Consider the following 26630-nt stretch of genomic DNA (forward strand, 5'->3'; position numbering starts at 1 on the left):
ACATGGGCGAACTCGCGCTGTTGCGCGGCCCGATGACGGCACGCCTGTCCCGCATGCAGGTGTTCGGGGCTACGGTACGAAGACCTCAGTCGACTGGGGGAGGTTGGGCTTGTCGGTGCGGACCGTGACCTGGACTCGACCGGGGCCGGTGTTCGCGATCACGTCCTGGACCGGGTAGGTGCTGGTGCTGGTGGCCGGGATGAAGCGGGTCACCGAGCCGGTGGCGCCGCTGTCCAGGTTCTTCCAGTCGATGACAACGTTCACATCGCATGCCAGCGCGGTGGGCGCCCAGTTGCCGAGTGGGGAGAAGCCCTGCGAGACGCGCAGGGCGATGCTGTGGGTGGCGCCGGGCGCCACGCTCGGAGAATTGAGTGGTCCGTCGAACGTGGTGCCCGCCACGTTCAGGATGCCGACGCAGACACCGTTGCCGAGGGTCGCCACCGGCGCGGTCCTGAGTTCGTTCATCACGCAGGAGCGCGGGCCGACGTTGGACCAGCCGAGCTGGCAGGTGTCGTCCGCCTGGGCGGTGCCGGGTGCGGCGAGACAGAGCGCGGCGCCGGCGAGTACGGTCGCCGCGGTGGATGCGAAACTCTTTGCAAAGGTCACGTTTCGCATCGTAAGACCGAACGGCCGATTGCTGCCATAGGGAACTACCCCCTATTTTCGGGGGCTAGTCCGGCTTGCCGAAGTGTTCGTTGCGGCCCAGTGAGCGCAACCGGAACCATTCCTTGAGCCCGGCCGGGTCGCGGCGGGTCACCAGGAAGAACCAGGAGAATCGAATCCACTCCTGTGGCAACAGCTTGCGCATACCTGGCTGCGACATCAGGTAGCCGCGGTTGCGGTAGGTGAAGTAGCGCTTCACCGGGTCGTCCGGGTACTGGGTGTGCATCCGCCCGCCCAGGATCGGCTTGAATTCCTCGGCGCCGTTGGGATGCAGGTAGGCGGTTTGCAGGCAGGTGCCGAACGGCAGCCCGGAGCGGACCAGGCGGCGATGCACCTCCACCTCGTCACCGCGCACGAACAGGCGCAGGTCGGGCACGCCGATCAGATCCACGGCCTTCGCCGAGATCAGCGCACCGTTGAACAGCGACGCGATGCCGGGCAGGAAGTCCTCGTCACCGAGTTCCGAACGCAGCCGCCGCCACACCACACCACGGCGCAGCGGGAACGCGAGACGATCCGGTTCGTCGATATCGCAGACCACCGGCGACACCTCGACCAGGTTGTGCCTGCGCGCGCAATCGATCAGTGTCGCAAGCACTTCGGGCCCGTCGGGGCGGCCGTCGTCATCGGCCAGCCAGACCCAATCCGCACCCTGGGTGAGCGCGTGCAGCATGCCGAGCGCGAAACCGCCCGCGCCGCCGAGATTGTGGCGTGAACCAAGGTAGGTGGCCTCGATCGGCTGCTGCGCGACCAGTTCGGCCACCGCGTCCTCGTTGGCGTTGTCGACGACGATCAGATGGTCGACCGGACGTGACTGCGAGGCAAGAACTTTCAACGATTCGGCGAGCAGCTCACGGCGCTTGTGCGTGACGACCACCGCGATGATCCGCGCGGTGGGGCCGGTCTCGGTCGTGAGGTCGGCGGGTTCGGCGCCTGCGGGCAGCTCCGCGTCATCGGCCAGCACAATGCCCTCCGCGGGCAGCACAGCGGCAGGCTCGACAGGTGCCGGAGTCGCCTCGAGACGGTCGGTCATGCTGAACCCACCCGGCACGGCAGCCGGGGCAGCCTCGTCACGTTGACCGCTCATACCTGATTCTGCTCCAGTTTCTTCTCGCCCGCCGCGCCGTCGGCGCCCTCGGATTCCAGATCGCGCAGCACCTGTGCCACGTGATTACCCGCTTCGGGCCCTTCATACGCTCGCACAACCTCCTCGATCCCGCCTTGTTCGCGGATCTGACCGTGGTCGATCCACATGGCGGTATCGCAGAGCTGGGCGAGGAATTCATTGGAATGGCTGGCGAACACCAGGATGCCCGACCGCGCGACCAGCGACTGCAGCCGCGTGCGGGCCTTCTTCATGAACTCCGCGTCGACCGCGCCGATGCCCTCGTCGAGCAGCAGGATCTCGGGGTCGATCGAAGTGACAACGCCCATCGCCAGCCGCACCCGCATGCCCGTGGAGTAGGTGCGCAGCGGCATCGACAGGTATTCGCCCAGCTCGGTGAAGTCGGCGATCTCGTCGATCTTGGCCATCATCTGCTTGCGCGTCTGCCCGAGGAACAGGCCGCGGATGATGATGTTCTCGTAGCCGGAGATCTCCGGGTCCATGCCGACGCCGAGGTCGAACACCGGGGCAACCCGGCCGCGGATGCGCGCACTACCGCGCGAGGGTTCGTAGATGCCCGACAGCAGGCGCAGCAGCGTCGACTTGCCCGCGCCGTTGTGGCCGACCAGGCCGACCCGGTCGCCTTCCTTGAGCGACAGGTTGATGTCGCGCAGCGCCTCGACCACCACCACATCGGAGCTGTTACGCCCGATGGCGCCGCCCGCCTTGCCGAGGAACGCCTTCTTCAGCGACCGCGACTTGGCGTCGAAGATCGGGAACTCGACCCACGCCTCATGGGTTTCGATACTCACACGGCTCATCGAGAACTGCTCCTAAACCCAGTACGGGACGCGGGCACGGTACTGCTTGAGCGCCAGGATCGCGACGGCCCAGCCGACGACGGTGATCGCACCGACGATCGCCCAGTGATGCCACTCCGACGGCTCGCCGAGCAGGGGAGCGCGCACGATCTCCAGGTAGTGGTAGGTGGGGATGATCTCGAGCAGCTTGGCGCGGTCGCCCGCGCCGCCGACCGAGTCCTCCAGCGCCTTCGTCGACCACATCACCGGGGTCAGCACGAACAGCATCAGCGTCATCGAGCCGAGGATCGGGGCGATATCGCGGTAGCGGGTGGAGAAGATGCCGAACACGATCGTCACCCACATGGCATTGAGGAACAGCAGCAGGATCGCGGGGATCACCAGCAGGATCGACAGGTCCAGATCACGCCAGATCGAGAACGCCACCACCAGCAGCGCGTAGATCGCCGCATTGTGGATGAAGAACAAGAACTGGCGCCAGACCAGGCGATAGACGTGCACGCTCAGCGCCGAAGGCAACTGTTTGATCAGTCCCTCGTTGGCGATGAACACATCGGAGCCCTCGAGGATCGAGGCACTGATGACGTTCCACACGATCAGACCGACCGTCACATACGGCAGGTATTCGCTGATCGGCTGATCCAGCAGGGTCGAATACAGCAGGCCCATCGCCAGCGCCTGCAGACCGGTCGCGATGGTGATCCAGAACGGACCGAGCACCGAACGCCGGTAGCGCTGCTTGATGTCCTGCCAGCCCAGCGACAGCCACAGCTCGCGCTGATGCAGTCCGTCGCGCATGTCCTTGAACGCACGTCCGAACGTCTGCGAATCCGACACCATCGGCGTCTTCACCAGCAGTGGTGCGTCGGTGGTGTGCTCGGCAGCGGCGGCTTCGGCTAGCTCTGCGCCGGTGGGAGTGTCTTCGGAATGCACGGGGCTCTCTTCGGTACGCACGTCACCCTCATCGGAGACCGATTCGGGACGAGCGGCAGCGGCGGGCACGGTCCCCGACCTTACAGTGTTCTTTTCCGGCTGGCGCCGGGTGTTCGCGGCCCCGGGGGGCCTCGATCTTCCCTCCCGGCGGGCACTCCTTCGTCGCACCCTCTGGTCAGTCCAGATCGAGGCGGGCCGCGAACAAGGGACTCGGGGGGCCTACAGGTACTGACCGCCGCCCACATGGCCGCCTGCCTTGGAGTCGGCCGCGTGCATTCCCGGCGGAAGCGCACCCTGGCGCATCTGCTCGAGCTGGGCGCGGGCCGCCATCTGCTGGGCGAACAGCGCGGTCTGGATGCCGTGGAACAAGCCCTCGAGCCAGCCGACGAGCTGAGCCTGGGCGATGCGCAGTTCCGCGTCCGATGGCACCGAGTCGTCGGTGAAGGGCAGGGTGAGGCGTTCGAGTTCCTCGCGCAGTTCCGGGGCGAGGCCCTGTTCGAGCTCGCGGACCGAGGACTTGTGGATCTCCTTGAGACGCGTGCGGCTGGCGTCGTCCAGCGGTGCGGCGCGAACCTCCTCGAGTAGCTGCTTGATCATCGTGCCGATGCGCATCACCTTGGCGGGCTGCTCGACCATGTCGGTGAGCGACTCGGCCGATTCGCTCGCGGCCTTCTCGTCGTCGGGCACGACCTGTCCGTTGAACGCGGACGCGCTGTCGGCGTCGGCGGGCACGGTCAGTGGACGGCCGTCGGGACCGATCACGACGATGGATTCGGGGACATCCTCCGAGTGCGTCATATCCCCATCATTGCGTGTGTGCCGGGTTCGCGCTAAAACCCCTACGCGGTTACACCGAGAGGCCCCCTGCCCTTAAAGTGGCCACCATGACTTATGACGTCGCGAGGGTTCGGGGCCTGATACCGTCCCTGGGCGACGGCTGGATCCATCTGGACCCGCAGGCGGGAATGCTGGTTCCCGATTCGGTATCGCGTGCCGTATCAACGGGTTTCCGCACCTCCTCGTTTTCCCATATCGGCCGCCACGGTGCGGCATCGCGCAGCGGCGCGATCCTCGACGCCGCCAGGGAAGCGGTCGCCGATCTGGTCGGTGGAGATCCGGCCGGCGTCGTGCTCGGTCCCGATCGCGCGGTACTGCTGGCCTGGCTGGCCGAATCGCTGAGCTCACGCCTGGGCCTCGGTACCGGCATCGTGCTCTCCCGGCTGGACGACGAGGCCAATGTGGCCCCGTGGCTGCGCATCGCCAACCGGTACGGCGCGCATGTGCGCTGGGCCGAGGTGGAGATCGAGACCTGTGAGATGCCGTCGTGGCAGTTCGAGGAGCTGATCGGCCCCACCGCGCGCCTGGTCGCGCTCACCGCGGCCTCGCCGATCGTTGGTTCGGCGCCCGGTGTCCGGGTGGCGGCCGACCGCGTGCACGACGTGGGCGGCCTGCTGGTGGCCGACGCGTTCGGCGCGGCACCGTACGCGCTGATCGACATCGACGAACTCAATGCCGACGTGGTCGCGCTGAGCGCGCCGTCGTGGGGTGGCCCGCAGGTCGGTGCGCTGGTTTTCCGTGACCCCGCGTTCCTCGACCGGATTCCCTCGATGTCGCTCAACCCCTATGCCAAGGGTGCTGAACGCCTCGAAGTGGGCGGGCATCAGTACGCGCTTCTCGCCGGGCTCACCGAGTCGATCGACTTCCTCGCCGGACTCGACGAACGCGCCACCGGCACCCGTCGCGAGCGCCTCGAGATGTCGATCACCTCGCTGCAGGACTATCACGACCAGCTCTTCGACCACCTCATGCAGGTGCTGGAGAAGGTCGACAACCTCACCGTGATCGGCCGCGCCTCCACCCGCATCCCGACGGTCAGTTTCACGATGGCCGGGATGCAGGCGGAGAAGGTGGCGGCCAAGCTGGCCGATGCCAGGATCGGCACGGTCAGCGGTGTGCACGGCGGGAGCAGGTTGCTCGACGCGCTCGGTGTGAACGATGAGGGCGGTGCGGTGACGATCGGTCTGGCGCCCTATACGACCCGCTACGAGATCGACCAGCTCGGCCGCGTCCTCAGCGCCCTCGAATAACCCGCGCTAGTCGCGAACCCGCAGGATCACCTTGCCGAAGGTCTGCGATTCGTCGAGCATCTCGTGCGCGCGGGCCGCCTCGGTGACCGGCAACTCGGCGGAGATCACCGGCACGATCTCGCCCGCGACCACCCGCGGCCACAGTTGCGCGCGGACCGCCGCGATGATCTCGGCCTTGCTCCCCGGTCCCGATCTCGGCCTGCTGCGCACGTTGGTCGCACCGACGGTGCCCCACTTGCCCAGCAGCGCGGCGATGTTCAGTGTCCCGCTGACGCCGCCCTGCATGCCGATCACCACCAGCTGCCCGTGCGGCGCGAGCGCCTCCACATTCCGCTCCAGATACTTCGCGCCCATATTGTCGAGAATCACGTCGGCACCACCCTGGTTCGCGACCACCGCGACGAAGTCCTCGGTCCGATAGTTGATCAAGATCTCCGCCCCGAGTTCGGCGCACTTGGCCAGCTTCTCGTCCGACCCGGCCGTCACCGCGACCCGCGCTCCGAGCCCTCGCGCCACCTGGATCGCGTGCGTCCCGATCCCACCACCGCCGCCATGAATCAACACCAGCTGCCCCGATTGCAAACCCGCCGTCATCACCAGGTTCGACCACACCGTCGCCGCCACCTCCGGCAATCCCGCGGCCGCGACAGCATCCATCCCCGCCGGAATCGGCAACAGCTGCGTGACCGGCACCGCCACCAACTGCGCGTACCCACCTCCGGCCAGCAACGCACACACCCGGTCCCCGACCTGCCAGTCCTCGACCCCCGCCCCCAATTTCACAATCGTCCCCGCACACTCCAACCCGAGCACCGAACTGGCATCGGCAGGTGGCGGATAAAACCCCTTCCGCTGCATCACATCGGCCCGATTAACCCCCGCCGCAACAACTTCCACGAGTACCTCACCAGGCCCCGGCTCCGGATCGGCCGCCACGGTCCACTCCATAACCTCCGGCCCACCGAACCCATTCAGTTGAATCGCATACATGGTGGTAATCCTGCACCCGCATCCACCACACACAAGAACCCACGCCGCCACCGATCTGCGGATCAGCTACGATCCAGGGCAGGGAGACGTGGCAGAGCGGCCGAATGCACTCGCCTTGAAAGCGAGCATGGGTAACACCATCGGGGGTTCAAATCCCTCCGTCTCCGCCAAAGACCCGCAGGTCAGCCAGTGGACTTGCGACGCGGCCGAGTTCGAATCGGTCGAGCCGCTCCGGTCTTGTCACGGTTTGTCACAACCGCATTCAAACTGCGGGCAGCTTCGGCGAGGGCGTCAGGCTGGCTGTGGATGTAGGTGCGCATCGTGAACGCAGCGTCACAGTGGCCGAGCCAGGCCGAGACTATCGCAATCGGCACATTCTGTAGATGCAGCAACGTCCCGCAGGTGTGCCGAGCATCGTGCAAGCGGAGATGGCGGACCCCGGCAGCGTCACAGACCCGATGCCACTCGTGAGACGTTCGAGAAGGATCGACAGGGCGCCCGATCTCATCACTCACGACATACTTGCCCGACTCGTAGGCAGAGCCGAGTTCGAGCTTTTCGGCGGCCTGAATCGCCTTCGCCCGTTTGAGCGCAACCGTGATCGCGGGAGTGAGCGGCAGTGTCCGGCGCGACTTCTCGGTCTTGGTGGTCTTCTCGATCACCTTGCCGTCCACCTGGATGCGAGTGTTCTCGATCTTGACGGTTCCAGCGACAAAATCCACGTCTTCCCAACGCAATCCGCAGATTTCGCCGCGTCGAAGGCCCGACAACGCCAGGTGCCAAGCGTGCCCAGCCCGATCCCGATCAGCGACCGCGAGAATCTTGCGAACGTCCGCGGCGCTGTAGGTGTCCATCTCCTTGCGGGACCCCGGCACTCGGTCGACCAGATCAGCGACGTTGCGCGCCAATCGGCCCTGGCCCATCTGCGACCCGAGCACCTTGCCCGTGATACGAAGCATGGGATTGATGGTCTGAGCGTTCCATGTCTTGCACGGCCGACCGTGGGCATAGACGAACTCGCCGTCTTGCAGGTCGCTCACGAGGTCATCAAGGTGAGCCTTGGAGAGTTGCTGAACAGGCAACGAGCCGTGTCGGTCGCGCAGTGGTTGAAGCGCGTGGGTGTACGCGGCCTTGGTGCTCTTGGCGATGCGCTTGCCGTCGAGCCATTCCTTGCACGCCTGCTCGACCGTTGTCGTTGACCGGGCGACATAGGCACCCTGGGACACCGCAGAGGCCACATTGCCCAGGGCATCGCGGGCATCCTTCTCGGTGCGGTAGCGCTTCCTGGTCTGTCGACGCTTCCCGGTTACCGGGTCAGTACCGGCTTCAGCGGTGACCTGATACCGAATCGCCCCACTCTTCAGAGTGATCTTTTCGATCTGCGGCGGGAGCTGTCGCCTGCTCATGCTGCGGCAGCCTGGTCGAGACCGGCGATGTAGTCAGCCACGGCCTGTTCTGTGACGAGCCGACGACGACCGATCTTGACCGAGCGCAGCGCGCCGGAGCCGATCAGCTCGTAGTACTTGCTGTGCCCGATCGGGATCAGCTCCCGAACCCCGGCTTCATCGAGAAGCTTGGACATGACGTTTCCTCCCTATGCTGCGGATTGCTGAATAGTTGAAATCGGTTGTGGTGCAACGGTTTCACGTGAAACCGTCTGATCGCCTGGTGGGCTTTCCGTCAACGCGAGACGGGCCGTTGTGTACTCGGCACGGTTGTTGATCCGGGCAACGACGGCAGCCATGATCAGGTGCTCGCGCGGGGGTGCGTCCTTGTCACCGGGTCGGACCGGGGTGATCCGCAGGTGCGAGGTATCCGGTTTCACGATCCCGACCGCGGCCAGCGATTGCCGAACGAATTCGACGCGATCAGCCTTGTGATCCGGAAGGGTCTTGCCGGTCCATTTCTTCGACACCAGCACTCGCCGACCGGGCAGGCCGAGGGTGTCGCGGCGGTGCGCTTTGCCCTTGCACCGGCCGGGGACGGTCTTGTCGCTGGCGCCCTTGGGGACGATGCCGTAGCGCAACCACACCCCACAGCGCGGCGAGCACGGAGTGTGCTGCAACTCAGCGTGGAGGCGGTCGTAATGCACTGCTGTGCGCCGGGAGTCGGTCTCGAGGACATCGGCGATGGACTTGGTCAGGTACTTGGTCAGGTAGCGGACTCTGTTCTCGCACTCGTCGGTTCCGCCGAGGACCGCTTGCGGGTCGACCTGGTCGCCGAAGCGGATCACGTGTGCCGGGTCGAGGTCGTCAACGGTGTCCATCACGTCGAGCGCTTCATCCCAGCCCGTCAGGGGGCGGCGGGTGCGGGGGTCGACGAAGGTGTGTGCGTCGTAGTCCCAGATGGGCATCTTGTCGTCGCGGTAGACCTCGCGATCATGGTGGGGCCACCAGATCTGGCGGTAGGTCGCCGCGGTGACCTGTTCGAAAGTCTTGCGCGAGATCGACCCACGGATAGCGATGTGCAGGTGCGGGGCACCACGCTTCTGCGGTTCGACCGTCGCGAAGTACTGCACATCCCAGCCCACAGCACGACGAAGGTTCTGCACCCACCGGTCGAACAGGGCAGCGAAGTGGACGATGTCACGCGCCTGGCGGGTGTAGTCATAGGTTTCCGGGTCACGCGGGGAGCCGTCACCGCAGACCTTGCCGTCCTTGGTCTTGCCGCCCGTGCGGTGAATGGCACCGTAGGACGGCATGGTCAGGGTCAGGAACGTTGACGGCCGATACTTGCCGCCATAGAGCTTGCCGACCGTGGTCTTCTCGACCTTGAGCCGGGGCAGGTCCGGGGCATCCTGGCGCCGACGGGTCGACTTCGCTTTCCGGCGCGGCCTCTCATCCAGCGCAGGGAAGCGACCACGGACACCGAGCTCACGCAGTTCGGTATCGATCTCGGCAACCAGGACGCGGATGGCCTCGGCGAGCTCATCGTCTCCGTCATTGCGAGCCGCGTGGTAGTCGTTGAAGAACCGTGCCCGGTCGGCCAGCAGTGCGCGCTGTTCGTCGGTCGGCTCGGTGGTTTCAGAGATTGGTTCGGCGTCGAGGGTCCAGCCCTCCCGGAGTTGTGTCATCCGCAGGGAGCGAGCAGCTTTCGCGCAGGCGGGGCATTTGTTGGCGTCGGTGGCCTTGCAGGGTGCGCCGAGGTAGGTGACCGTCCCGGTTGCCGAGTCCACGGCCCGCATCGGGACGAGCCGGGTGCAGATGTCTTCCTTGTCGGCAGCGCTGGCGGCGATGTCTTTCAAGTTCGGCATCGCCCGGCGATCAGCGGCGGTTTGGCGGGCAGAATGGCCGAGAGAGGCCGTTCCGATGGTGTGTTCAGACATGGTGCGGCCTCCCTCGATCGCGGTGGTGGGTGGGGGTCATGCGGCTTTGCGGGTGGACGGGATGGTCTTGAATCCGGCCAGCGATTCGAACGGCACCACGACCGGGTCAGCCAGGGAATCGGTGCGGCGGAACGTGATCTCGACCAGGCCCGGGCCGACGAAAGCGACTTTGGCCTTCTGGGCACCGAAGCCGTGAGCGAAGTGATCAGCCCGGTTGGTCCACGAGTCGGGGCAGTGACCGGGCAACATCCGGGCACGGACCGTGTCGAGGGAGTCGCCGATCTGCACCGAGACAAGCCGCGGGATGAACACCCTGTCCCCGTCACGGGTAGCCAGCCCGCAGGCGGTGGTCATGGTGGTCCAGCGGCGGCGGTAGCGGAACCAGGTCAGGAATCGGGAGCGGGCACGGCCGGTGAACCAGCGCTCGAAGGTCTGCGGGCTCGATACCCGCCACAGCACCATCCCCGCGACTGCCCCACCAGCCACCCCGATCCCGGCAGGCCAACCGATCCACCAACCGGCCGCGACAGAAAGGCCGGCGGGCACCGACACCATCGGGAACAGGACCGCCCACCACACGATCACGAACGCGCCGAGCAGGATTCGGCCAGCGACGGTCAGCAGGGCATCGAGGGCTTCACCGGCCGGGTCACTGGCGGTGGTCGTGCTCATCGTTTCTTCCTTCGGGTGACGGAGGTCAAGGGGAACAGTTCGAGCTGAGTCGGCTCAGTCGTTCTCCGACGCTTCGGCGTTTGATCGGCCGCAGCTTGGACGACTGGATTGACTTGGGGCACAGCCTTTTTCGGTGGCTTGCGGGCGGTCATGCGGCGTCATCCCAATCGGAGTCGTAGTCGTTCCAGGCGGGGGCTGTGCCGGTTTCGGCGAGCATCGTCACGGCCACGGCGAGGGGATCCAAGCCGCGGGCTTCGGACCGGCACCGGCTACGCGCTTGGAAGTCGATGACATCGGCGGTGCGGCGGGTGGTGTTCTTCATGGCGGTACTCCTAGTCAGAGAAAGGGGTTGGTCGAGCTACTCGGCGTCGGCGTCGCATTCGGAGTCGTCGGGCTCGTAGTGGCCGCACTCGTAGCAGCGCAACAACGGCGTGAAAGTCGGGTCGGAATGCAGCGGTCCTGCTTTGTGCATGGGTTCGCCGCAGCATTCGAGGAAGTCGGGCATGTCAGTTCTCCAGTTCGGGAATGTCGGATTCGAGGAGCCCGCACATCGAGCAGACGTAAGGCCCGGTGACCAGTTCCGCCCAGGTGCCGTCGAGGACCAGTTCGTGTCCGTGGACGCGGCAGTGTTCAGCGGCAGCGCAGTCGTCACAGCGGACGGTGTCGCCGTCGTAGTCCCACCCGGCAGCGGTATCGGCGGTGATGAACTCGACGGCTTCGTTGGTCGTGGTGAAGCAGCCAGGCGTACCGGACGAGGGATGGAACACATCCCCGCACGCGTCGCAGTAGACGACCACGTGCGATTCGGTCTGGATCCCGCGTTTCATGCCGCCCACCCCTGCTCGTCGTCTTCACCGGGGATGAAGTCCGGGTCGAACGTGGAAGGGTCGAAATCATCACTGCTTGAGGTGGCGACCGGGGCCGGGGCGTAGGCGTCAACGATCGCGTCGGCCTGGTCGTCGTCGATCCAGTACGCGCGGACCCGAACGAACTCGGTGCTGCCGTCTTCGCCGACGTAGCCGACGCCGGGTGTGGTGTCGGGGATCTCGTGGCACAACGCCCCACGGTCCTTGGAGCCCTGACCGTGGATCATGGATGTCTGGGTGGGCTCGTCCAGGCGCAACCCGATCCGGACGGGGAACAGTTGCCGGAACGGCATCGTCTCCTTCGACGGGTCCTGCAACGCGGCGATGACCGAGACGCCGACCGCGCGACCTTGCGAGAGCAGCAGACCGAGGAGCCGTTCGAACTCGGTGCGCTGCTCACGATTGGCATACGCCGACAGGGCCGCCGCCTCATCGATGATGATCAAGATCAGCGGGGCATCGGTGGTCGGGACGTGCTTGCGGACACCGGCCGAACGCAGAGCCGAGGCCCGGTTCTCCATCACCTGCACGGCTTCGGTGAGCATCGCGAGGATGCCGTCAGCGGTCCACTGGAACCGCACCCACAGCTTCTCCCCGCGACCGAATTCCATCCCGCCCTTCGGGTCTGCCATCCACACATCCACGAACCCGGCTTTGATCGCCGGACCGAGGCCGCGGATGATCGACCACAGCACCGAACCCTTACCCGAACCGGTCGCACCGGCCAGCAGGATGTGGGCGTAGAGCACGCGCAGCAGCCACAGCCGACCGTCTTCCCGGATACCGGTCTCGACGGCTTCCAGATCAACCCCGGTCGACTCCACACCCGGCACGGTGACCGAGGCAGCAAGAGTGTCGAACGTACGCAGTTCGACCCGCAGGAAGCCCGGCGAGGTCTGGGACACAAGGACTTTCGGGACACCGAGGTACTGCGCCAGTGCGTCGGTGGTCTCGTCGTTCGTCCAATCGGTGAGCTTCTGCCCGCCGACCATCTGCACATCGATCGCGGCCCCGGACTCGATCAGCTCCGCCGACAACACGTTCGGCCAGTTCCCCTCCGAGCCCAGACCCAGCACCGGCCACATCAGCGACAGCTGCCGAGCGTCGGTCAGGATCAGGGCCGCGGTGCGCAATTCGGCCGGCATTCCGTCGAGGGGATCAACCTCGCGGCCGGGGTAGATGACGCCGTCGAGGTGACGCCACCACAGCAGCACACCAGCGGAAAGGACCGTCGAGAGCGCGACAATGGTCGTGACCATCACGCCACCGCCTTCAAGGTCGCGGTGTACGCGTCGAGCGCGGCGGTGAGCTGGTCAACGAGCGTGGCAGCGTCCACCGGCGGCATGTAGAGGTCTCCAGCACCTAGACCGACGACGACCATGCCGACTCGCTCGGAGTAGCGAACCTTGAAGGTGTTGTCGTCGGAGGTTGCGTTGATAGCCATGAACGAGTGATCAGTCATTTCAGTTGCCCCCTGTAGGGATCGGGACCGCGACAGGCAGCAACGGAGCCACCGGGCGCGGAGGAGAGTGGAAGGTCTGCACCGGCGCAGAAGCCGGGACAGGAGTCAGGGCCGCGACCGCGGGCGCCAAATTCGGCGTGTCGGTGTCAGCGGTCGTTGCGGGTGCGGTCTCGACGACCACGACGGTGGGAGCCGAATCGTGTTGTGCCGCACGTCGAAGCAGGACCAAGCCGTGCGTGTCGATCAGCAGGGCCAGCGGGGGAATCGCGGCCAACAGGGCACCGCCCCAACCGTGGCCGGTCAGGTAGGCATGGACCGAGTTGCTCGATACCGAGACCGCGGCCCCGCCGACTAAAATCCAGGAGAACCAGACCCGCTCAGCCGATTTCGGTGGCAGGGCGATCACGGCCATGGTGGCTTGGACGATGGTGCCGTCCACGATCACCGGGAACAACCACGCCAAACCGCGTGTAGTGCCGCCCATGATCGCGAGGTCTTGCAACGCCGCGAACGACAACCGAAACGCGGCCGCACCGATACCGATCAGAACGAGGACGGCGGACCAGCGAGCCCACCGCATTCCCGAGGACTGCTGATCCGCCGTGTCCATCGCTAAACCGCCTCAGCCTTGGCTTTGGCTTGTTCCTTGGCGGCGCGTTCCTCGGCGTCGTGGGTCATGACCAGGTCCGGCAGCGACTCGGCCAGCTGGCGGACGAGGTCCATGTCCAGGAACACGGTCGCGGTCTGTGAACCGTCGGTGTCCTTCATGCGCAGGCGCACGCTGGCAGGAATCACGCGGAGGATCCCGTGAGGCGTCGCCGGAAGGTAGTCGACCAGAACGGTGGCGATCCCGGTGGAGTCCATGCTGATGTAGGACATGGCGATCACGCGGCCTTGCGGGCAGCAGGCTCGTTGACCTTCGCACCGGAGTTGTCACCAACGATGCCGGTCGCGCGGATGTAGAAGGCGATCGACTTGAACTCGCCGTTGCCGACCACCCGAGGCTTGAGCATCAGCCCTTCCAGCTGGATCGGCCGGAACCCGGCCATCACCTCATCCGCAGACGGCATCGGGACGACATCGGAGATGAAAGTGATATCCAGGCCGGTGTTCTTCGCACCCTTGCCCGCACCGGCCGGGTCCATGACCGTGGCCTTCCACATCCGCTTACGGGAGCCGTTGCCGTCGCGGTCCATGTCGATCTTCTGCCGCTTGGGCGCATTGCGGTCCGAGCTGAACTCTTCGTCCGGCTCGATCTTGCCCACCAGCATCAGGCCCTGTGGGAACACGGCATTGAAATCGGTGGGAATCCACATGTCCTTGAGTGCCATGTCATGTCTCCTATACGTGGTTGAGGTTTATCCCCCCTAAACTCATACGATACGAGGGTGTCTGTTGCTGTTTAGGGGGAGTAAACCAAGAGTAGATGCCCGTACCGTCTGTCGTCAAGGGGTTCTAAACTCTGAGTTGTGGCTACCGAAGATGAGTTCGACGCAATCCGCAATGACCCGGATCCCATCCGGCGCGGGCTACGCGCTGGCGAACTCATCGCGGTCTACCAGCAGCGCTCGACGGAGCTAGCTCGACTGCGCAAAGCGGCGATCGAGCAAGCCAATCGCGACCTGGGGCTGAGCTTCTCCGAGATCGGCGAGCGACTCGGCCTGACCAAGGGTCGGATCAGTCAGATCCGCACGTCGGCCCCAGCACCTGAGCGGGCGTTCTTCGGTGTAGGCCCTGTTGCGATCGGCGTTCCCCGTCGAATCGGCCACGAGGAAGGGCGTGAGCGTGCCTACGTCGATGCCAACGATGAGGCAACGCGGACCTACCTACAGCGAAAGCTTGGCGAATTAGCCTTAACAACAACCGAATTCGGTATTAGCCCGGATACCGAGAACGTCCCGTCTGGTGACTGCATCATCGTCTGCGGCCCGAAGTCTGCACCGGTGGCGCGTCGTCTCCTGGCCGACGATCCGCTATTGGCGTTCGACCGCACCGAAGCGGGGTGGTCGATCATCGACAACCGTCGAGAAGGCCGGCACTTCTCGCCGTATCGCACTGACGGCACCCGCAAGGACATCGGCTACCTCTCGCGCCGAATCGCAGACAAACGCGTCATCGTCCACATTGCGGGCGTCACCGCTGTCGGCTCCGAAGGGGTCGCGCACTGGCTCAGCACCAACCTGAGCACGGTCTACGACCCGGCCGCGGAACTGACCGACTGCATCATCGAGTGCGAGTTCGACCAGGACCTCATCGTCACCGGCAGCCAGCTTCTGGCCGGACCGTACTCGGTGCTGGTATGAGCCTCACTGTCGAATCCGCGCAACTACCAGCCACATCCGGCGACGATCGCTTGGTGATCACCGACAATGCCTTGATCGTTCTCGACGGTGCCACCGCGCACGATCCAGCCATGCCGTCGGCGGGGGAGTATGTCGACTGTCTGGCTTCGGAGCTCGCTCGGTCGATCGGGGATGCGTCGCCACTTGCCGAGATACTCAAACGATCCATCTCGAGGACAACCGAATCGCTCGGAATCGTTCCAGGTCTTGCGCCGTCGAGCACCGTTGCCCTTGTCCGCGTCGAGTCGGACACCGTCGATGCGCTGATTCTCGGCGACACATCGGTAATCGTCGGTCAGCGCGGTGGAGACATTGCGACGTACACAGACGACCGGCTGTCACAGCTCGACCTACCCGAAGCAGACCTATACCGACGTTTCCTCGCACTGGGGTGGGGATACACCGGTCGGCACGGGAAAATCCTCGAGGAACTCCAAGTTGCCGAACGGGCGCGACGAAACCGACCACGCGGCTACTGGATCGCCGAAGCCGACCCCAGTGCGGCCGAACATGCGGTGCACGTCCAATTTGCACGTGATGAGCTGTCGTGGATCGTGGTTGCCACCGACGGCGCCTTTGACCTCATGCCCGCGCTCGGTTTGGGCTGGCATGAGGTAGCCCGGATGTCCACGCCCCAGCTCGGCGAACTTCTCGACCGCATTCACACCTGGGAGGCAGAGATCGATCCGGAGGGGAAGGCATTGCCACGAGCGAAGCGTCACGACGACAAGACCATCGCCATCGTGCGGTTCAGATGATCTCGCCACTGACCGCCCGCACTTGACTGCGCACCACGGGTCAAGTCAAGTACCATCGAGCTATCACGCAAGTGATGCCGAGCGGGCAGAGCGCCGTCCAACCGGCGCCCTGCCCTGATGGGGAACTACCTAGCCCATACTCGGCGGACCAGCACGATTGCCCCGGCGATCACGGCGACCCCTCCAAGGATCATGCCGTAGTCGACCGGGGCATCTTGCTTCCTCCGGCGATGTTCTGCCATTCCCATCACCTCCTTTCTCGGCGCGACACGGATCGGACCAGCGTTGTCCGTACCGCCCCTGAGCTGGAGGTGATCTCAGCCTACTTGAGCAAATCGGCCGAAATAGCAAGAACCGCAAGACCTTCCGGGCTTCCAGTATGGGCCTTCCTGCCAGGAGCCGTCCTACTGGAAGTTCGCAGGTAGAACACCATTTGAGCTACCGCGACCGAGCACCTGTCCGGTGTCCGTAGCTCCCGCGCAATCACCTCCCAGCACCATCACCATGAGGCGAAGAGCCCCAGCCGAACGTCACTTCGATCACGCAGCAGCGCAGTCGTTGAACGTCCCCGAGTTGCTGAGCGCCCGTCACTTTCACGAAGTGGTTGCTGAATTTCGCTATATAGAGTCAAGGGCGCCTACGGCGGCGCATGCGCGCCGCCGCCGCGCCGCGACGCGCACCCCAGGCTGATAAGGCGCCGCCTGGGCGCGTCGACCGCGTCGGCGACGAGCATGCGCCACCGGATGGCGACTGTTCCTCTACGAGCTCGCTTCTTCCAACAACCGAGCAGTGGACGAAGCCGACGAGGACCACGCCGCAGATTGCTGAACGGAATTCCGAGCCCGATTCGGCCGGCATAACTGCCCGAGCGACGGCCACCAGCACACCGACTCCCATACGGTGCTGCCGCACGAGCTTCGCTCGCTTGCCTTCTCATCACCCTGCCGCACCTGGTTGACCGCCCCCACTCCTGCCGGTCATGGATCGATCCCCGCGGGTATTCGGCTGGTTCGCCTGGTGGTCGGCTACGTCGTGGGCCATCTCCCAGTAGTGAACTCGCCTTGGTGGTAGGTGCAGATCCGGCCGCCGTCACTTCCGGTCGAGAGCGTGGCAGCCGGGGATGACGCGTGCCTCCGGTTTCCTCTCCGGGGTCGGCGGAATCTGCCGAGAGGCGTACCAGACCACCCCCACCCCGGCAAGGGCCAAGCGTTGTCACCACCCGAGGGGGTCACCAGCGGCGACGTGATTTCGGGGGTCATCTCACCCCAGGGATAGCAGCCGGGTGACCCCCTCGGGCGGTGAGCCCTTGCCGGGGTGGGGGCGGCCTGGTCCGGGCTGTGCCCAGATCCCACCAACCCCGGAGAGGAACCCTCCCATGGACACCTACTGCGTCATCCCCAGCTGCCACGCTCTCGACCTCGCCATCATCGAAGGCGTCCAGATCTGCACCTACCACGCCTGGGTCGTGCACTACTGGGAGCTCGCCCACGCCGCAGCCAACGCGCCGGTCTGCCTCACCAAGGCCCACCGCATCCCCGCCGATTGCGACATCGATCCCCTCGACCACATGGGCCTGTAGGAGGTGGGGGCTTCGGCCCCTTCTTCCTGTCCGTGCCGCCGTCAACGAAGCCGGTAGCGGGTCGCCAACGACGTCGACCCCAGGCCCGGCACTGCCCGGTGAATTGCTGAACGGAATCCGCAGGGAGGTCGGTGGTATCGCGACCGGTGGCCGCGTGGCCCTGTTCTGGGTTGGCCTGACCAGGGATGCGCGAAAGGCCACTACCTGATCAAGACTGCCCGCGCCTCTCCTCCTCGATGATGGGATCGATCTCGTTGTCGTCGTCGTCGACGTCGTAGTCGTTCTCGTCGTTGAGGTCGTCGCTCGGCATGAAGGGGAACTTTCCGCTCTCCGGGTCCCAATCCTTGAAACTCGACATGTCAGCAGCTCCTGCCACTAGTAGTGGTGCACATGTTGCGTGAGGCACATCACTCACGAGGCTATCGACGGGCCTCAGAGCGGGTCAAGATCACCGAGACTGACCGGCCCGTCGACCCCCTGAGTTGTCACGGTGTCGCCACTGACCGATCAGGAAGCCAGGGTCCGGGCTGGATTGCTGAACGGAATCCGCGGTGAGGGTGGTGGTATCGCGACCGGTGGCCGCGTGGCCCTGTTCTGGGTTGGCCTGCATTGTGATCCCGCGCCCCTCACACCTCAAGGGCGCCGATGGCGTCAGCTTCGCTGATTGCTGAGCAACCCTTGACCTGTGAGCCTCTGCGCGTGAACGGCAGGCCGTATCGGGCAGGCGGTGAGCCAGCCCCGGTGTGCGCACCCAACCCACAACAGGGCCACCGTGGTCCAGACACGGGTGTAGGCCGGTTGGGGCCTCCCGACCGACCATCGTCCGCAATCATGATTCGCGTTGTGCGCTTCTTTGGCTCGCTTTTGATCTCTTTGTTTTCTAGGTCTTGGTTGTCGAGATTTCTTGGCGTTGCAGCGCGAACATTAGTAGTTGTGACCTGAGTTCTTTGCGTGCTCTCTTGTCTGCCTTGCTGTCGCTGCTGATGTGTCTATAGTCTACGAAGGCGTGGCCAGGGGACCGCTTTTCGCCAGCGAGTAGAGGTGTTTCGCTGTCATCCACGGATCTGGTTCCCGCTTTTTCTATTTCATCGACCGAGCATGCCCACACTCCGCGGGATTCCGACTTTGCATTCGCGTTGTGCCAGTCACGCGCCTCTTGCGCGGACACGATCGACTCCCGAGAGAATGAAGGCTTTCCCTTGTCGATGGGCATCGGGCCAAAGGAGGTGCTACTAGGCCTGCCGACCTCGGTGTCCCAGGAGTGATCGGGGATCTGTCGGAATAGCAGCTCGCTCTTCTCATCGGCCGGACGAGGGGGTATCGCAACCTCACCTTGCTCCAAATCTGCGAAATTACTATTCAAAGCTCACCCCCGCAAGAAATGTGAAAACATCCGATATATCTGACGTCGCAATGTCGGTAGTCTTTCTTTCGCTACCGGTTTCGTAAATGCTAAATTCAAGTTCAGGGTCGATCTCTATGCTGATGACGTATGAAGGTGATGCCCATTCAATGTTTACACTGCCATCATCCATTGGGAAGAGGCCGGGCGTGGGGATCGCCTTATCTCTGGCGAACCTGAGGACATCACGCGCCCCATCCAGCGCGGAGAAGGCGATGGACTTGCTATCTGGAGATTCTTCATGCCATCCGTCCTGCAAGGAGGCCAGCTCGATCAGGCGTCGTGACCACGGCTCGCCGTCGATCTCGAGTAGCTCAACGGCTTGGACGTCCAGGACCCTGTCGAGTTTTTCTCTTGCGAATCGTAGGTTGGCACGCATTCGCATCACTGGAGCTTTGGCACTAGATCCCAGGACGGCTTTCAGGTCGGCCAGTATCTCGCTGTCCTTGTATCTCCCATTGACTCTACCGTGGTCGATAGAATTGATGGTAAAGCTTGACCGGTCGGCATCTATGGCGACCAGTCGGCCAACTATCCAGCCGATTTCTGAGTACCTAGCAGATTTCCATTTGCGATATTCATCAGCCAGAGGTTTTATGACATACTGCGAGGTTTCTCGTGTAATTACTACTTCTTTTTCTGTAACCCTCGACCGGGTAATTACAATTTCTTCATGTGGCCTGAGCGAACTTCCGAAAGTTTGAAATTCTGGAATCTCGAGAAGAGGGAGGCGATCGAAATCTGGATATGGATCCGGATCCGCGGAGAGGATGGTAGATAATTCTCGCTCAAGCTCATCCCTGCCAGCGGAGTAATAGTCATCGAAATCGGAAATTCCTGGACGCTCCAGGATTGATATGGCACTTCCCTGTTCAATGGCAGCTAGCGATAATTCAAATGCCTGTTCGAATCCTTCTGGTAGCTCTGATTCGGGATGGCCATCTTTCCACAGGAGTTTGGCGGCCTGAATTACGAGATCCTGGTACCGCCGCAACTCCTCTAGGGATCTAATCGGAAGATGGCCGCCCTCGAAACTGTCGCCCGCCATAGTCACTCGCGCGAAGGGCTGGTGGATCTCGTCCATGGGGCGATTGTATGACTACGGCGTCCACTCCACTGGTTTCTCGGCGTGATTGAGTCGGATCCGACAGACGCTCCTCTGCCCCGGAGCGGGGCTCACTGACTCGTCGGACCCCTGCCGTCCGTGTGGCGCGCCTTCCGCCTGAGGGACGGCAGGGCGTGGACCCGCCGGCTACTACTCCTTGCGTCTTCACCCGCGTCCAAAGCGGCTAGATGCTGTTGCCATTTCACCGCGGGATCGCTAGTCGGTTCCGATTCCAGCGCCGGTTCGTACTGTCGCACCGGCCGAACCGCTGCGTGCTGAGTCTGTGTCATGCCTGGTCAGGCGTTGCCGAATGGCAAACGGTTCCGTCGAGTTCAGGACGGCCCGTGGACTTGGCCAAGGCTGGATCACATTCGCCGAGTCGCCGGTGGATAATCGAACGTATGTGCGAATCGATCCGGCTCTATCTGCGCAACGGGCGTTGGACGGAACCGGCTCCCCGCTACTGTCCGAACGGTCACCGGCTCGGTCCAGGCCAGGTGCTCGTCGGTGCGGTGCCCTGCTTCCGGAGCGGTGGTCACCATCGAACGCACACCTGCCGAGTCTGTGCCACGACGACCTACACGCCACCGCTGCACACCGACTGCGATCACTACTCATAGACAGTCTCCCGAGGCTGGAGGTGTCACGCAGTTGTCACAACTCGTGCATACGACCCCGGACACGACGAAACCCCCACGGAAGCATTTCGGCACTTGGCGTAGGGGTACGGACATCAGTAGACGTCGAGCAGACCATCACCAGTCGACTTGAAAGCGAGCATGGGTAACACCATCGGGGGTTCAAATCCCTCCGTCTCCGCCAAAGACCCGCAGGTCAGCCAGCGGATTCACGGCGTGAATTCGCAGCGCGATCGATGCTGCCCGCCACATTCGTATTGTGCACCGAACAGACCCACCAGCTGTCGTCTCGTTGCGTGAAAACCCATGTTCCGCGGTTGGTTACCGAGAAATCCGGTGTTTGTAGCGTCTGCTCGACATTGACGATCGCATGTCCACCGGCGAGCAGCCGTAGTGCCAGAATCTCGTAGTGCGCCTCAGCGTCCGGGCTGTTCCGCAGCGCGGTCAGGTGGTAGGCGTGCAGCCCGTCCCAGTTCAGCAAGACCGAGCCCGCCGGATTGATGAAGACCACGTCATCGGTGAAGACGCTGTCGAACGCGGCGGCGTCCTTCGCCGCGAGCGCGGCTTCGAGACGTCTGAACACCCCGGTGATCGCGGCTATGGCGGCGTCCTGATTCGTTGCGACAACGGCGGCCTTCGGGCGGCCGCCGGGTGTATCGACAGTCATCGTTCCAACATACGGCTGCCCGCCGTCGTCGATCCGGATCCTGTTGGCGCTGCACCCAACACATGCCGTCGGCTGGGGGACTATGCGGTGGGTGGGTCGGCTGTGGCCGCTCGGAAGGCCACGATCTCTTCGGCGCGGGTGCTCACCCACTGCAATAGACCATGAAGCTCTTCGGCGGCCTCGTGGCCTATCGGCGTCAGTGCGTAGGAAACCCGTGGTGGCACAGTGGGTTCGACCGTGCGCTCGGCCAGGCCGTAGTCGGTGAAGGTGCGCAGGTTCTGCGACAGCATCTTTTCGCTGATGCCACCGATTCGGTCGCGCAGGACGTGGTATCGCATCGGGCCGTCGCGCAGTGCCGCCAGGATCAGGACGCCCCAGCGGCTGGTGACCTTGCCGAGGATGGTGTGGGCCGGGCAGTCCTTGTCGAATACGTCACGTTGCCCGAGTGTGGACCGGTCGCTGTCCGGGACTCCTACCGACATGCCATGAGCTTACCAATCGGTATGGCCTTTCCAGAAGTAAGTCCCCTTCGTACGGTTGGCCCATGGTGGATGTCGACAAGGTTCTGGTGATCGGGGCGACCGGTCACGTCGGGGGTCAGGTGGCGGCGCAGCTCGCCGCGGGTGGGACGCGGGTGCGGGCGTTGGCTCGTCATCCGCGCGCGGCATCGCTACCGCCGGATGTCGAGGTCGTGCAAGGGGATCTGACCGCCCATGACACCCTGGACAGCGCACTCGATGGCATCGATGCGGTCTATCTGACCTGGCCGATGCTGTCGGCGGAGATCGCGGAGTCGGTGGTCGCTCGCATCGCCGCACACGCGCGCCGCATCGTCCTGCTCTCCTCCGGGGCGGTCCGTGACGATCTGGACGAACAGGACCACCCGATCGGCCGGGCACACGCCCTCATCGAGAAGCCGATCATCGAATCCACGCTCGAATGGACCTTCCTCCGCCCCAGCGGTTTCGCCACGAACACCTTGGAGTGGGCACCGCAGATCCGCGTCGGCGACGTGGTGCGCGGCGCGTACGGAGCCGCCTCGATGACCCTGCTGCACGAGGCCGATATCGCCGCGGTCGCCGTGCGCGCGCTGACCACCGACGGGCACGCCGGTGCGCGGTACGCGCTCACCGGCCCGGCGCCGCTGAGCCGGATCGACCAGGTCGAAGCCATCGGCGCCGCACTCGGGCGCACGCTGATCTGGGAGGAGATCAGCCCCGAGGCGGCGGTGGAGCACATGGGTTGGCTCCCACCCGACATCGCCCGCGTAGTGCTGAGCGGGCTCGCCGGCCTCGTCGACACACCCGGCTCCGCGACCTCGACGGTGCGCGAGGTCACCGGGTCACCGGCCCGCGACTACCGCCGCTGGGCGGCCGACCACGCCGCCGACTTCGCCTGACTACCCTTCGTCCCACGCCTGGATCGACGTCTGGTCGACGATGCGGCCGTCGCGCAGGTTGGCCATCGAGTGGGCAAGGACGCGGGTGCCGTCCGGGTAGCGGCACGATTCCACGAAGGCGATGTGGTCGCCGTCGATCAGGACACTGTCGAGAGAGTGGGTCATCTCCCTGGCGCACACGTCGTCGAACATCGCGCTGATCGCCGAGCGGCCGTGCATCACCCGGGGATGGCTGGGTTGGTCGCGGTGGTCGACCATGCGGATCTCGGCATCGTCGTCGTAGAGCGTCAGCAGTGTTGCGGCATCGCGGCTTTCGATTCCGCGGCGCAGTGCATCGGCATCGAATCCTGAGCTGGACGCGGTGCTCATCTCGGTCTCCCTCGCTCGTCGAAACGAGCCGGACCAGGGCGATTCGGCCCGTACCGAGAACCCTACGCTCGCCTGTCGTCGTGCGAAACCGGTCGCGGGGCCTCCAGTGATGGGCGGCTGGTTCGACTGACGTGCCAACCGCCGCCGTTCAGTCTCGGCGGACGAAATTGGGTCGAATGTCCAGGTCGGGTGCGTCGTAGTAGCGGTGGAAGGTGGGTGTCAGCCCGGACGAGATGGGCGGATTGACCCAACTCCAGTCGGTCGGGCACGCGCGCCCGGCCGCTTCCTCGCGCTGCACGTGATCGCAGAACTGCTTGGCCACGGTGTGGTGGTCCACCATGTGCACGCCGGATACCCGAAAACTGTGTAGCACAGCATGATTGAGCTCGATCAGCGCCTTGTCGCGCCACAGCGTCCGCACCGATGACGTATCCAGACCCATCATGTCGGCGATCAGCGGCAGCATGTTGTAGCGATCGGTGTCGCTGAGGTTGCGCGCGCCGATCTCGGTGCCCACATACCAGCCGTTGAAGGGGGCGAAGGGGTAGCGGACCCCACCCACATCCAGATCCATGTTCGAAACAGCGGGCAGCGCATGCCATTTCAGGCCGAGCGCGGCGAACCACGGGTAGTCGGGGTGGATCAGGTCGACCTCGCGCACCAGGTCGCGCGGAACGTCGAAATACCGCACGCCCTCGGACGGAGTGCTGATCAGCACCGGCAGCACATCGAACGGTGTGCGCGCCCCACGCCAGCCCAGCTCGAGCGCCTGCTCGGTGGCCGCGATATTGGCCGGATCGCCGGTGACGGTGCCGTCGCCGTTGCGGTAACCGGCGTAGCGGATCAGCTGTGAACTCTCGACCCGGTACTCACCACCGCCGGGTTCGGACGTCGGGCCCACCGTGATCATCGACTGAATCGCGCCGCCATTGGTGGCCAGGCGCAGATGCTGCCAGCACACCTCGGAAAGTTCCCGCGCAGAAGTAACTCGGCGGGCATCGAGTAGCTTCAGCGATCGCCAATGTTTGCGGCCCACGCAGCGAGCGTGGTTGCGCCAGGCCAGTTTCGCGCCGATCAGAATCTCCTCGGCGGTCTGGGTGTAGGTGCCGGTATCGCGCAATTCGGCGAGCGCGCCGAGGCGACGCTGGGTGGGCAGGTGCCCGAGTTCGGGATAGCGGAAGAACTCGTCGCAGTCACGCATTCGGCGATCCAGATCGGCCGAGGGCGGCGCGGCGACTTCGATGTCGGCTGCCAAAGAGACTGTGGGGGTAAGTGTTTCGCAGACAGCGGGGCGAGAGCCTTGGTTCACGGTAAATCTCCGGTCGGGCAGCGGGGTGCGGGGCCGTGCGGGTGCACCCTCCGACGCGGGAAGATTGCCCGCCGAGAACACATTCACTCGACCGGTGGCGCGCGTCGACCAGGTAATCGGTCGGTCGTCGCCGCTTGCAAATTCGTCCTTTTCGAACACCGAAATCAGCTTCGAGCCAGCCTACGACCGGTGTGCTGGCAGTGTGCTCGAATTCGCGGTAATCCCACCGCAAACCGACGTCAAGGGATGCTGACCATGTCCCGGACTAACGGAATCGGGCCGCTGTTTCGGGTTCGGTGGCGAAGCTGAGGAACTGCTCGTTCTCGTGCGGATCGCCGATCGTCACCCGCACGCCGTCACCGGCGAACGGCCGAACAAGCACGCCCGCAAGGGCACTCGCCTCGGCGAACTCGATACTGCGCGCGCCCAGCGGCAACCACACGAAATTGGCCTCGCTCGGCGGCACCTCGTAACCCGCGGCCAGCAGCGCATCGCGCAGCCGATGCCGTTGTGCCACCAGCACATCGGTGCGATCGAGCAGTTCACCGCGCGCCTGCAGCGAGGCGATCGCGGCGACCTGGGCGACCCGGTTCACGCTGAACGGGATATGCACCTTCAGCAGCGCGGCGATCACCTCGGGAGCACCCACCGCGTAGCCCACGCGCAGCCCGGCCAGGCCGTAGGCCTTCGAGAAAGTGCGCAGCACAACGACATTCGGCCTGGTTCGACCGATATCGACGCCGTCGGGGCGGGTTTCGGGGGTCAGCCGCAGGTATTCGTAGTAGGCCTCGTCGAGCACGACGAGAACGTGTGCGGGCACGCGATCCAGGAACCGTTCCAGCTCGGCGCGCCCGTGCGCGGTGCCGGTGGGGTTGTTCGGATTGCAGACGAAGATCAGCTTGGTGCGCTCGGTGACCGCATCGGCCATCGCGTCCAGATCGTGCAGGTAGCCCGGCGCCAGTGGCACCTGTACCGCCGTCGCATTGCCCACCTGCGTGACGATCGGATACGCCTCGAACGAGCGCCACGCGAACACCACCTCGTCGGTGGGTGCGTCGCAGGTGATCTGCACCAGTTCCTGACACAGCGCCACGCTGCCGCAGCCCACCGCGACATTGGCGACGGTGACGCCGAGGAACTCGGCCAGCGCCGCCCGCAGCTCGCTGACCTGATTGTCCGGATAGCGGTTGGCCAGCTCGGCGGACTCCGCGATCGCCTTGGTCGCGCTCGGCAGCGGACCGAATGTGGTCTCGTTGGACGCGAGCTTCACCGCATCGGGGTGGTTACGGCCGGGAACGTAGGCCGGGATGGTGGCGAGGTCGGGGCGGATGTGCGCGGTCACGCCTCCACCCTACGATGATCTGCCCGTCGCGACCTGCTAGGCCTACCCAAGTCCAGTTCTGCCGCCTACGCTGGGTTTATGCCGGGCACTTACGACGACGTCGCCCCGTTGCGGCCGGTGGATGTCGACACGGCCGCCGTCGCGCGACGCACTGCCGTGCCGATCACGGTGGTCGAGCCCGAACGGGTGGCCCGCGGTGGCATCGTCGTCCTGCACGAATCCCGTGAATTCTCCCCCCTGCTGCTCGACCTGATGCGGGCGCTGTCGGCCGAGGGCTGGATCGTCATCGCGCCACACCTGTTCGACCGCATCGCCGACCCGCAGGTGCACGAGGTGTTCGGCGAGGAACTCTTCGACGACTTCGATGCCGGCTTCGACTGGCTCACCGGCCGCGGAGTCTTCCCCGACACCATCGGCGTCCTCGGCTTCGACAGCGCGGGCACCGCCGCCTTCCTCGTCGCCGCCACCCGCCCGATCGGCGCCGCGGTGAGCGTGTCCGCCCCCGGCATCACCGAACCGCTCCCCGATCAGAACGCCGCCCTGATCGATGTCGCCGCCGACCTCCAAGCCCCCTGGCTCGGCCTGTTCGGCGCCGACGACCCCGCCACCCCTCCCGAGGCGGTCGAACGCCTGCGCGAGGCCACGGCCAAGGCGAATGTGGCCAGTCTCACTATCTCCTATCCCGGCCTGAGCCACCGTGCCGATCGCCCCGACCCCGAAGACGAGGCGGCCGCCGCCATCCGCATCGATTCCCAGACTCGTATCTACGACTGGTTCGACAGCAACTTACGCTGAT

Annotated in this window: 31 protein-coding genes and 2 tRNA genes; 8 read left to right on the plus strand and 25 right to left on the minus strand. The window is 64.8% G+C overall.

Annotated elements, in window-relative coordinates; genetic code table 11:
- Positions 1 to 69: 69 nt before the first annotated feature.
- The 5 genes from ACFWPK_RS13255 to ACFWPK_RS13275 form a co-directional block, all read right to left on the minus strand.
- Positions 70 to 606 carry a hypothetical protein gene (locus tag ACFWPK_RS13255; protein ID WP_378915084.1) on the minus strand — a complete coding sequence of 179 codons (537 nt, stop codon included), beginning with the start codon at positions 604 to 606 and terminating at the stop codon, positions 70 to 72.
- Positions 607 to 670: 64 nt separating this feature from the next.
- On the minus strand, positions 671 to 1750 hold the full coding sequence (locus ACFWPK_RS13260) for a glycosyltransferase (protein WP_378915086.1): 1080 nt from the start codon (positions 1748 to 1750) through the stop codon (positions 671 to 673).
- Positions 1747 to 2589 (minus strand): ABC transporter ATP-binding protein, encoded by an 843-nt coding sequence (locus ACFWPK_RS13265; RefSeq protein ID WP_378915088.1) that lies wholly within the window; start codon positions 2587 to 2589, stop codon positions 1747 to 1749. The genes ACFWPK_RS13260 and ACFWPK_RS13265 overlap by 4 nt, the downstream gene beginning before the upstream one ends.
- Positions 2590 to 2601: 12 nt before the next feature.
- On the minus strand, positions 2602 to 3429 hold the full coding sequence (locus ACFWPK_RS13270) for an ABC transporter permease (protein WP_378915282.1): 828 nt from the start codon (positions 3427 to 3429) through the stop codon (positions 2602 to 2604).
- 312 nt (positions 3430 to 3741) lie between these two features.
- Positions 3742 to 4320: a bacterial proteasome activator family protein gene (locus tag ACFWPK_RS13275; protein ID WP_378915090.1), complete on the minus strand. Its 579-nt coding sequence runs from the start codon at positions 4318 to 4320 to the stop codon at positions 3742 to 3744.
- Positions 4321 to 4406: 86 nt separating this feature from the next.
- On the opposite strand from ACFWPK_RS13275, the gene ACFWPK_RS13280 reads away from it, so the two are divergent.
- The gene (locus tag ACFWPK_RS13280) at positions 4407 to 5609 is read left to right on the plus strand and encodes a cysteine desulfurase-like protein (protein ID WP_378915092.1); all 1203 of its coding nucleotides are present in this window, start codon (positions 4407 to 4409) and stop codon (positions 5607 to 5609) included.
- Positions 5610 to 5615: 6 nt separating this feature from the next.
- Here ACFWPK_RS13280 and ACFWPK_RS13285 read toward each other — a convergent pair whose 3' ends face one another.
- Entirely contained in the window at positions 5616 to 6599 is a 984-nt protein-coding gene (locus ACFWPK_RS13285) for an NAD(P)H-quinone oxidoreductase (protein WP_378915094.1), read from the minus strand.
- Positions 6600 to 6681: 82 nt separating this feature from the next.
- On the opposite strand from ACFWPK_RS13285, the gene ACFWPK_RS13290 reads away from it, so the two are divergent.
- Positions 6682 to 6769: transfer RNA gene (locus ACFWPK_RS13290), tRNA-Ser, on the plus strand.
- Between the two features lie 12 nt (positions 6770 to 6781).
- Here the strand turns inward: ACFWPK_RS13290 and ACFWPK_RS13295 are convergent.
- From ACFWPK_RS13295 to ACFWPK_RS13350, 12 genes are all read right to left on the minus strand, one after another.
- Positions 6782 to 8005 carry a tyrosine-type recombinase/integrase gene (locus tag ACFWPK_RS13295; RefSeq protein WP_378915096.1) on the minus strand — a complete coding sequence of 408 codons (1224 nt, stop codon included), beginning with the start codon at positions 8003 to 8005 and terminating at the stop codon, positions 6782 to 6784.
- On the minus strand, positions 8002 to 8181 hold the full coding sequence (locus tag ACFWPK_RS13300; protein WP_378915098.1) for a hypothetical protein: 180 nt from the start codon (positions 8179 to 8181) through the stop codon (positions 8002 to 8004). Before ACFWPK_RS13300 ends, ACFWPK_RS13295 begins: the two co-directional genes overlap by 4 nt.
- Positions 8182 to 8193: 12 nt before the next feature.
- Positions 8194 to 9852 (minus strand): replication initiator, encoded by a 1659-nt coding sequence (locus ACFWPK_RS13305; protein WP_378915100.1) that lies wholly within the window; start codon positions 9850 to 9852, stop codon positions 8194 to 8196.
- Positions 9853 to 9960: 108 nt separating this feature from the next.
- Complete coding sequence (locus tag ACFWPK_RS13310; protein WP_378915102.1) at positions 9961 to 10596, minus strand: hypothetical protein; 636 nt, start codon at positions 10594 to 10596, stop codon at positions 9961 to 9963.
- A gap of 148 nt (positions 10597 to 10744) precedes the next feature.
- On the minus strand, positions 10745 to 10918 hold the full coding sequence (locus ACFWPK_RS13315; protein ID WP_378915103.1) for a hypothetical protein: 174 nt from the start codon (positions 10916 to 10918) through the stop codon (positions 10745 to 10747).
- A 36-nt stretch (positions 10919 to 10954) separates the two neighbouring features.
- The gene (locus tag ACFWPK_RS13320) at positions 10955 to 11101 is read right to left on the minus strand and encodes a hypothetical protein (protein WP_378915104.1); all 147 of its coding nucleotides are present in this window, start codon (positions 11099 to 11101) and stop codon (positions 10955 to 10957) included.
- Position 11102: 1 nt separating this feature from the next.
- Positions 11103 to 11423 (minus strand): hypothetical protein, encoded by a 321-nt coding sequence (locus ACFWPK_RS13325; protein ID WP_378915105.1) that lies wholly within the window; start codon positions 11421 to 11423, stop codon positions 11103 to 11105.
- Complete coding sequence (locus ACFWPK_RS13330; protein ID WP_378915107.1) at positions 11420 to 12721, minus strand: FtsK/SpoIIIE domain-containing protein; 1302 nt, start codon at positions 12719 to 12721, stop codon at positions 11420 to 11422. The genes ACFWPK_RS13325 and ACFWPK_RS13330 overlap by 4 nt, the downstream gene beginning before the upstream one ends.
- Positions 12721 to 12906: a hypothetical protein gene (locus ACFWPK_RS13335; RefSeq protein ID WP_378915109.1), complete on the minus strand. Its 186-nt coding sequence runs from the start codon at positions 12904 to 12906 to the stop codon at positions 12721 to 12723. The genes ACFWPK_RS13330 and ACFWPK_RS13335 overlap by 1 nt, the downstream gene beginning before the upstream one ends.
- Before the next feature lie 19 nt (positions 12907 to 12925).
- Positions 12926 to 13534 carry a DUF2637 domain-containing protein gene (locus ACFWPK_RS13340; protein ID WP_378915111.1) on the minus strand — a complete coding sequence of 203 codons (609 nt, stop codon included), beginning with the start codon at positions 13532 to 13534 and terminating at the stop codon, positions 12926 to 12928.
- A gap of 2 nt (positions 13535 to 13536) precedes the next feature.
- Positions 13537 to 13803 (minus strand): hypothetical protein, encoded by a 267-nt coding sequence (locus ACFWPK_RS13345; protein ID WP_378915113.1) that lies wholly within the window; start codon positions 13801 to 13803, stop codon positions 13537 to 13539.
- 5 nt (positions 13804 to 13808) lie between these two features.
- Complete coding sequence (locus tag ACFWPK_RS13350; protein ID WP_378915115.1) at positions 13809 to 14255, minus strand: hypothetical protein; 447 nt, start codon at positions 14253 to 14255, stop codon at positions 13809 to 13811.
- 138 nt (positions 14256 to 14393) lie between these two features.
- Between ACFWPK_RS13350 and ACFWPK_RS13355 the strand changes: the two genes are divergently transcribed.
- The 3 genes from ACFWPK_RS13355 (at position 14394) to ACFWPK_RS13365 (ending at position 17603) form a co-directional block, all read left to right on the plus strand.
- Positions 14394 to 15227 carry a sigma-70 family RNA polymerase sigma factor gene (locus ACFWPK_RS13355; protein WP_378915117.1) on the plus strand — a complete coding sequence of 278 codons (834 nt, stop codon included), beginning with the start codon at positions 14394 to 14396 and terminating at the stop codon, positions 15225 to 15227.
- A 50-nt stretch (positions 15228 to 15277) separates the two neighbouring features.
- Positions 15278 to 16024 (plus strand): PP2C family serine/threonine-protein phosphatase, encoded by a 747-nt coding sequence (locus tag ACFWPK_RS13360; protein ID WP_378915119.1) that lies wholly within the window; start codon positions 15278 to 15280, stop codon positions 16022 to 16024.
- 1375 nt (positions 16025 to 17399) lie between these two features.
- On the plus strand, positions 17400 to 17603 hold the full coding sequence (locus tag ACFWPK_RS13365) for a hypothetical protein (protein ID WP_378915121.1): 204 nt from the start codon (positions 17400 to 17402) through the stop codon (positions 17601 to 17603).
- A 208-nt stretch (positions 17604 to 17811) separates the two neighbouring features.
- Here the strand turns inward: ACFWPK_RS13365 and ACFWPK_RS13370 are convergent, their stop codons facing one another.
- Both ACFWPK_RS13370 and ACFWPK_RS13375 read right to left on the minus strand, forming a co-directional pair.
- On the minus strand, positions 17812 to 17961 hold the full coding sequence (locus tag ACFWPK_RS13370; RefSeq protein WP_378915122.1) for a hypothetical protein: 150 nt from the start codon (positions 17959 to 17961) through the stop codon (positions 17812 to 17814).
- Positions 17962 to 18958: 997 nt separating this feature from the next.
- Positions 18959 to 20089 carry a hypothetical protein gene (locus ACFWPK_RS13375; protein ID WP_378915124.1) on the minus strand — a complete coding sequence of 377 codons (1131 nt, stop codon included), beginning with the start codon at positions 20087 to 20089 and terminating at the stop codon, positions 18959 to 18961.
- Positions 20090 to 20846: 757 nt separating this feature from the next.
- Between ACFWPK_RS13375 and ACFWPK_RS13380 the strand changes: the two genes are divergently transcribed.
- Positions 20847 to 20932: transfer RNA gene (locus tag ACFWPK_RS13380), tRNA-Ser, on the plus strand.
- Between the two features lie 12 nt (positions 20933 to 20944).
- Here ACFWPK_RS13380 and ACFWPK_RS13385 read toward each other — a convergent pair.
- Positions 20945 to 21415: a YybH family protein gene (locus ACFWPK_RS13385; RefSeq protein WP_378915126.1), complete on the minus strand. Its 471-nt coding sequence runs from the start codon at positions 21413 to 21415 to the stop codon at positions 20945 to 20947.
- Positions 21416 to 21495: 80 nt separating this feature from the next.
- Positions 21496 to 21897 (minus strand): winged helix-turn-helix transcriptional regulator, encoded by a 402-nt coding sequence (locus ACFWPK_RS13390; RefSeq protein ID WP_378915128.1) that lies wholly within the window; start codon positions 21895 to 21897, stop codon positions 21496 to 21498.
- Positions 21898 to 21959: 62 nt separating this feature from the next.
- On the opposite strand from ACFWPK_RS13390, the gene ACFWPK_RS13395 reads away from it, so the two are divergent.
- A complete protein-coding gene (locus tag ACFWPK_RS13395) occupies positions 21960 to 22814 on the plus strand; it encodes an SDR family oxidoreductase (protein WP_378915130.1) in 855 nt (284 codons plus the stop codon).
- Here the strand turns inward: ACFWPK_RS13395 and ACFWPK_RS13400 are convergent, their stop codons facing one another.
- The 3 genes from ACFWPK_RS13400 to hisC all read right to left on the minus strand — a co-directional run bounded on the left by ACFWPK_RS13400 (position 22815) and on the right by hisC (position 25834).
- On the minus strand, positions 22815 to 23183 hold the full coding sequence (locus ACFWPK_RS13400) for a nuclear transport factor 2 family protein (protein WP_378915131.1): 369 nt from the start codon (positions 23181 to 23183) through the stop codon (positions 22815 to 22817). It abuts the gene before it with no gap.
- 148 nt (positions 23184 to 23331) lie between these two features.
- On the minus strand, positions 23332 to 24384 hold the full coding sequence (locus ACFWPK_RS13405) for a nitric oxide synthase oxygenase (RefSeq protein WP_378915284.1): 1053 nt from the start codon (positions 24382 to 24384) through the stop codon (positions 23332 to 23334).
- A 373-nt stretch (positions 24385 to 24757) separates the two neighbouring features.
- Entirely contained in the window at positions 24758 to 25834 is a 1077-nt protein-coding gene (gene hisC / locus ACFWPK_RS13410; RefSeq protein ID WP_378915133.1) for a histidinol-phosphate transaminase, read from the minus strand.
- Positions 25835 to 25912: 78 nt separating this feature from the next.
- On the opposite strand from hisC, the gene ACFWPK_RS13415 reads away from it, so the two are divergent.
- Positions 25913 to 26629, plus strand: a complete 717-nt coding sequence (locus ACFWPK_RS13415) for a dienelactone hydrolase family protein (RefSeq protein ID WP_378915135.1) — start codon at positions 25913 to 25915, stop codon at positions 26627 to 26629.
- The last annotated feature ends 1 nt before the right edge of the window (position 26630 follow it).

This window comes from Nocardia sp. NPDC058519 (assembly GCF_042719755.1).
Lineage (GTDB): Bacteria > Actinomycetota > Actinomycetes > Mycobacteriales > Mycobacteriaceae > Nocardia.